The sequence below is a fragment of the Actinosynnema sp. NPDC059797 genome (genome assembly GCF_042732085.1).
Lineage (GTDB): Bacteria > Actinomycetota > Actinomycetes > Mycobacteriales > Pseudonocardiaceae > Actinosynnema.
On the sequence record NZ_JBHWIE010000419.1, the window covers coordinates 1 to 5,707 of the forward strand.

A 5,707-nucleotide genomic window follows, 5' to 3' on the forward strand; every position below is an offset into this window, starting at 1 on the left:
CGTCGGTCCATTCGTAGGCTCGGTGGTCGCGGTTCAGGTCGATCAGTGAGACCGAGGTGACGGTGACCCGGGCGGTGTGGGCGTCGTGGGTGTGGAGGACTTCGGCGACGGGTTCGGCGGGGCCTGGCGCATTGCAGTAGCCGAGGCTGACATGGGCGCGGAACCCGGTTTCGGGTTCGGGCACGTTGCCCGGTCCCCACACGTCGCCGATGGCGGCGCGGATCGCCGACCGCAGTTCTGCCAGGGGCTCCAGAGGGCGGGCGGGCATCTGGACGGTCTCGGGATCGACGTGGGCGGGGCCGAGGGAGACGGAGAAGGGCCTGAGCTCGGCGCAGCGCTCGCGGGCGGCGTTGACGATGTCATCGACGTCCCGGCGATCGACCTCGTCGGTGAAACCGATGCCTTGCAGGGTCAGGTGCAGCCACCTCGCCGGGACCCGGTCGAGCTGAGGTAGGCGGTCCAGGACCGGGGAGTAGTCGGTGACCAGCCGTCGGGCTTCGGGTTGGTCGGCGAAAGTGACGTGCCAGGTGTAGAAGGACCGGCCGACGCGCCAGCCCGGCCGCCACCACCAGTGGTCGCGCATCGGTTCGAGTCCGGTCATGCCGTCAGCTCCCTGATCACGGTGTCCCTGCGGAAGTCGGCGACGGCGCCCTGGATGCTCCTGGCCACCGGATCGGCCGACCGGCCCGCTCTCGCGGCCAGCGTGCCGACCTCGGTCACCCGGTGCACCAGCGGGCGCACACGGTTGGTCGCAGGAGTGTCCAGCACCGGGCGCAGCGCTTGTTCGGCCGCGCGCAGGTCACCCATGACCAGGTGCGCCTTGACCTGCTGGAGCCTGGCCATGCGCTCCGAGCCGTGGTTGCGGTGCTCGTCAGGGGCCGCCTCGAACTGCGCCACCGCCCGATCTGCCAGGGCGAGCGCGCCTTCGGCCCGACCCAGTGCCAGCTCGGTGTCCGACCACAGCGACCCGGCTCGGTCCACCGAGCACGTCAACGGCCCGGCCAACTCCTCGACCGCGCGACCGGGGGTCTCAGCGACCTGCTGAGCCCGCCGCAGCGCGTCCTCGGCTCCTGGGGCGTTACCGTCGCGAGCCAGGTCCAGGGCCAACGCGCTGGACAGGAACAGTTCCCCGGTGCCGGTGTCGGCGTAGTTGAGGCCATCGGCCGCGTAACGGGCGGCTGCGGCGTAGTCGGCCTGCCAGAACGAGGCGGTGTGCTGGGTGGCGCGCACCCAGGCGCGCAGCGGGTTGTGGTCCGCCCGCTCGGCGCACATCCACGCGGCACGGGCGTGATCCTCACCGGCGTCGGCACGGCCCAGGTCCACCGAGATCCACGACAGCAGCGTCAACGCCCACCCCGCGGCGGCGTACAGCTCACGGGTGTGGCGCGGGTCCTGGTGCCCGGACAGCAGGGTGAACGCCCGATCCCGCAACGCCTTGGTGCGTGCGAACAACGGCAATGTGGGCACGTTGAGGTAAGAGCGGGCGATGCGCCGGACCTCGGCGTGCATCTGCTCCACGGTCAACTCGCCGACGTTGGTCGACTCCGCCCACGTCAGGAACCGTGAGGACTCCTCGGCCGTGCTCATCAGCAACTCCTCCACGCTGCTCGGCCGAACCACTTGCATCGTCGACTGGATCGTAGTGGCGCGGGACGGGTGCGCTTCGCCGTCGCAAGAGTTTTCGTCACCGACTGGTGCGGTCGGCGTCACCTGATCGACCTCAGGCCGGTCCCCGCGCCCTTTCGATGACGCCTCTGGCGCGGGCGGTTGTCCCGACGCAACGAAATCTGAAGTTCGTCCTCTCCCCTGGAGTGATCGCAGGTGTGCTTCCTGTTCGCTTTTTCCTGTTGCTCGGAGTGCTATGAGGGTGCCGTTGGCGTTGAGTGCGTGGTCGAGTGCTTTGACCAGGTCGGCAGAGGGGAGTGCGGGGTCGAGGCGTTCGGCGATGGTGATGTACTGCCTGGTGTAGTTGACCTTCTTGGCGAGTCTCGGCTGGCTGAGGCCGGCCTCCTTGCGGAGGCGGCGGATTTCGTGGGCGAGTCGGACGCCGGCTGGTTGACCTGCTGCCGGGAGTTCTTCTTCGGGCATGTCGCCTCCACCTGCGTCGAGGGTGAACAATGGTAATTACCGCTTCTTGCCCCTGCTTTGCCATGTCGGTTGTTCCGCGATCATACCGGCGTCGCTGAAATGTGCCTGTGCGGATTTCGGCGAGTCGAAAGAGGTGACAGGTGGGTGCTGGTCATGTCGGGACGCGCGGCCGTTCGGGTGTGCGGTTGTTGGATGACGGCGAGCGGGTGGGATTGCGGTCGGAGTTGCAGGAGGTGGTGGAGTACCGGAAGTCGGGGTTGAGCCTGAACTGGGTCGTCGGGTGTCCGTTGGACTGCGGGTACTGCGTGCGGCACCTGTTCGACAACTTCGGGATGAAGGTGCCTCGGGCGTTGACGACCGATGAGGAGGCGGTCGAGGCGTTGGTGTCGCACAGGTTCTTCCGGCCGCACGTGACGCCGGTGCAGTTGCTCAACCGGGCGACCGACCCGATGTTGCCCGTGGTCAAGCCGCACCTGATGCGGGTGCTGGGCATGTTGGACGGGCGGGGGTTGACCAACCACGTGCTGGTGATCACCCGGTGGCGGGTCACGCCGGAGGACTGTGCCGCGCTCGATGCGCTGCGCAACCTGCGGGTGACGTTGTTGGTCACTCATTCGGGGATCGAGGATGACCGGGTCGAGCCGGTGGATTCGGGGATCGCGGCGGAGTCGTTGCGCACCGCTTTCGCCCACGCGCAGCGGTTTCGGGTGGTGTTGTACTGGCGGCCGATCGTGCCGGGACTCAACGATTCCGACGTGCACCTGGCGCGCGGGTTGGAGCTGAGTCGGTTCGCGCACGCGGCGGTGTTCACCGGCCTGTTCTATCGCGACCAGATCAGGGACTACTACCGCTCCCACGGTCTGCCGGAGCCGTATGGGGAGGGGGCGCGGCGCAAGATCTTTCCCGAGGCGTTGGAGGCGCGAATCCTGGCGGCTGCGGCGGGGCGTGCGCCGGGTGGTGCGGTGTTGTTCCGCAAGACCTCCTGTGCGGTGGCCTACGCGCACGGCACCGCCGACTACAACGGGCATGTCGGGATCCGGGAGTTGTGCGACATCTGCCCGGTCGAGCAGTTGGCGCGGTGTGAGGCCGGGTGGATTCGGCCGGAGCCCGGTGTGGTGGCGGCGATGGTGGAGGGGGTGGGCGGCAGGCTGGTGGGGATCACCGGGCGGGCGGTGGTCGTGGAGGGTTTGGACGAACAGCGCCGGTACTTCCTGCAGCACGGGTTGGGGTTCCAGGTGCACGACGCGTCCACGCCGCATCACCCGCACCGTCACGGCCGCGCCGACCTGGGCTGGCCCGTCATCCCGGAGGCATCATGACCACCCCACGGACCACCGCGGTGCCCGCCGTCCTGGAGGGTCGTCCACTGGTGGTGGTCGACGTCGAGGGCAACGGCGGCCAACCGCCCCGCATCGTCGAGATCGCCGTGCTGGCTGTGGACGGTCCGGTCACCGCAGGGGACGTGCGGACCTGGCTGGTGAAACCGGCCGAGTCGATCACCATCCACGCCCGCCGCGTCCACGGCATCGACAACCGGGACGTGGCGGGCGCGCCGTCGTGGGAGGCGGTGGCCGGTGAGGTGGCGCCGCTGTTGGAGGGGCGGGTGTTGCTGGGGCACAACGCGGCCACCGAGTATCGGGTGTTGGGTGCGCACCTGCCGGATTGGCGTCCGCCGATGGTGCTGGACACCCTGCGGCTGGCCCGACACGTCTGGTCCGGTCTTCCCGGCTACGGCCTGGACAAGCTGGCCGCCCACGCCGGCCTGGAGATCGGCGGGGTTGACGGGCAGCGCCCGCACCGCGCCGGCTACGACACCTGGTGCACGTGGCTGCTGTTCCTGGCGCTCCTCGACGACAGCGGTCTGGACTGGGACGGCCTGGTGCGGACGGCGGCACTGAAGGAGTTCCTCCCGGCTGAAGAACCGGGGGAGGGGTTGTGGTGATCGGTGAGGTGGAGAAGCCGGTCGTGGTAGGGGTGCTGGGCACGCACTCCACCGGCAAGAGCACCTTCCTGGCCCGGTTGGCGCACGAGTTGCGCCGAGCCCAGGTGCAGGTGTGCACGGTGGCGGATCTGGGGGAGCAGGCGCAGCGCATCGGGTTGCCTATCCTGCGCAACCACACCTGGTTGTCCACCGAGTGGATCATCGCCCGGGGGATCAGCGACGAGCTCAGCGCCTGGGCGCACGCCGAGGTGGTGTTGGTCGATCGCCCGGCGGCGGATGCGTTGGGCTACTACCGCGCCGCGTTGGCCTGCCGGGGCGAGCGGGCCGATCCGGAGGTGGCGGCCAGGCTGAAACGGCTGGTCCGCGACCACAGCGTCTACTACGACCTGCTCTACCGCACCACCCTGGACCCCGACATCCCCCTGGGGGACGACAAGCCCCGCGACGCCGACGCCGAGTTCCGGCACCTGGCCGATCGGCACGTGGCCCAGGTGCTCTGCGAGCTGGAGTTGCCGCATCGGCTGTTGCCCGCCGACAGGCACGACCAGGCATTGGAGGACACGCTGGGTTTCGTCCTGGACAGGCTCGCCGGCGTGGACGGTGATCGCCGATGACCACGACCATCGAGCAGCTCGACGCGGCGCGTGAAGCGATCGGGCGCCAGCGGCTGGACGAGGCGGCGGTCCTGTTGTCCCGGGCGTGGCAGGCGGTGCCGCGGGGGACGGCGGTGCGGCGGATCGGCGGGTTGTGCGCGCTGACCCGGCAGCTGACCGCCCACACTCCCACCTCTCCCGAGGTCGCCGAGGTGTTCCGGCAGGCGAGCCTGTTCTACGCCCACCACGGCTACTACCGGGCGGCCCACCGGATGGGAGTGCACGAGTTGGCGGTGTGGCGCGGCCGGGCCGCCAGGGAGGTCTCGCTGCGTGAGGAGACCTTCGCCGGCTACCGGCAGGCCCTGGACGCGCTGGCCCGCATCGACCGCGCGGTGGGCCGACTGCACCACGTGGTCAACGGCCTGGACGAACTGCTGGAGTTGCAAGGCTCGCGCCGGGAGTTGGCGGTGGACGCGCACTCGGCGTGGACGCTGCGCGAGCTGGGCGCGGTCATGCTCGAGGCCGGCCGCACCGACACCGCGATCACCCGGTACCTGACGCGCGCCGACGCCTTTTACACCCGGCTGGGCGAGGGCAGCGCGGTGGCTCGGCAGCACGCGGTGTGCCTGGTGCTGTCCGGGCTGGGCCACCGCCGCCTGAACCGGACCGCCCAGGCCGATCGGTGCTTCAACCGCGCCTTGGCCCTGTTGCTGCCGCTGGACACCGCCGCCGAGGTCCGCATTCTCGCCGAGACCTCGGTGACGACCCCGGCGCTGCCCACGGTGGCGTCATTGCCGCTGGCCGAGTTCGGCTTGCCCGCATGGCCATCTCCTACAACCACCCGACCCACCCGCCGATCGCGGCCTGCGCACACCCCGGGACACCCGATGCACACCACCCACGCCACCGGCAAGAAATCCGAAAAGTCTTCCGAGCGGGTGAGCACCGCCCACAGCCGGGAGCTGGGGGAGGAGTTGCGGCGCATGCGCAAGGACGCCGGACTGCCCTCTCCCCAGGTCTGCACCGCCTTGGGGTGGTCGTTGGGCAAGCTGTCGAAGCTGGAGACCGGCAACCGGGGCACCAG

Annotated in this window: 6 protein-coding genes and 1 pseudogene; 4 read left to right on the plus strand and 3 right to left on the minus strand. The window is 69.8% G+C overall.

What is annotated here, in order from left to right:
* The 3 genes and pseudogenes from ACFV4N_RS38780 to ACFV4N_RS38790 all read right to left on the minus strand — a co-directional run.
* A partial coding sequence (locus ACFV4N_RS38780; RefSeq protein ID WP_499677669.1) for a 2'-5' RNA ligase family protein occupies positions 1 to 601 on the minus strand: 601 nt, incomplete at its 3' end.
* Positions 598 to 1,587 (minus strand): hypothetical protein, encoded by a 990-nt coding sequence (locus tag ACFV4N_RS38785; RefSeq protein ID WP_499677674.1) that lies wholly within the window; start codon positions 1,585 to 1,587, stop codon positions 598 to 600. The genes ACFV4N_RS38785 and ACFV4N_RS38780, both read right to left, overlap by 4 nt.
* 282 nt (positions 1,588 to 1,869) lie before the next feature.
* Positions 1,870 to 2,088, minus strand: a pseudogene (locus ACFV4N_RS38790) (helix-turn-helix transcriptional regulator); the annotation flags it as partial.
* 305 nt (positions 2,089 to 2,393) lie between these two features.
* On the opposite strand from ACFV4N_RS38790, the gene ACFV4N_RS38795 reads away from it, so the two are divergent.
* The 4 genes from ACFV4N_RS38795 to ACFV4N_RS38810 form a co-directional block, all read left to right on the plus strand.
* Positions 2,394 to 3,407, plus strand: coding sequence for a radical SAM protein (locus ACFV4N_RS38795; RefSeq protein ID WP_499677670.1), 1,014 nt, complete (start codon positions 2,394 to 2,396; stop codon positions 3,405 to 3,407).
* On the plus strand, positions 3,404 to 4,030 hold the full coding sequence (locus ACFV4N_RS38800) for a 3'-5' exonuclease (protein ID WP_499677671.1): 627 nt from the start codon (positions 3,404 to 3,406) through the stop codon (positions 4,028 to 4,030). The genes ACFV4N_RS38795 and ACFV4N_RS38800 overlap by 4 nt, the downstream gene beginning before the upstream one ends.
* Positions 4,024 to 4,644: an AAA family ATPase gene (locus ACFV4N_RS38805; RefSeq protein WP_499677672.1), complete on the plus strand. Its 621-nt coding sequence runs from the start codon at positions 4,024 to 4,026 to the stop codon at positions 4,642 to 4,644. The genes ACFV4N_RS38800 and ACFV4N_RS38805 overlap by 7 nt, the downstream gene beginning before the upstream one ends.
* The coding region (locus tag ACFV4N_RS38810; protein ID WP_499677673.1) for a helix-turn-helix domain-containing protein at positions 4,641 to 5,707 on the plus strand (1,067 nt) is incomplete at its 3' end. The genes ACFV4N_RS38805 and ACFV4N_RS38810, both read left to right, overlap by 4 nt.

What these genes read in the sequence shown, in the direction of transcription:
- ACFV4N_RS38800 (WP_499677671.1), top strand. Translation starts at nt 3,404, where the DNA reads ATGACCACCCCACGGACCACCGCGGTGCCCGCCGTCCTGGAGGGTCGT.
- ACFV4N_RS38785 (WP_499677674.1), bottom strand. Translation starts at nt 1,587, where the DNA reads ATGAGCACGGCCGAGGAGTCCTCACGGTTCCTGACGTGGGCGGAGTCG.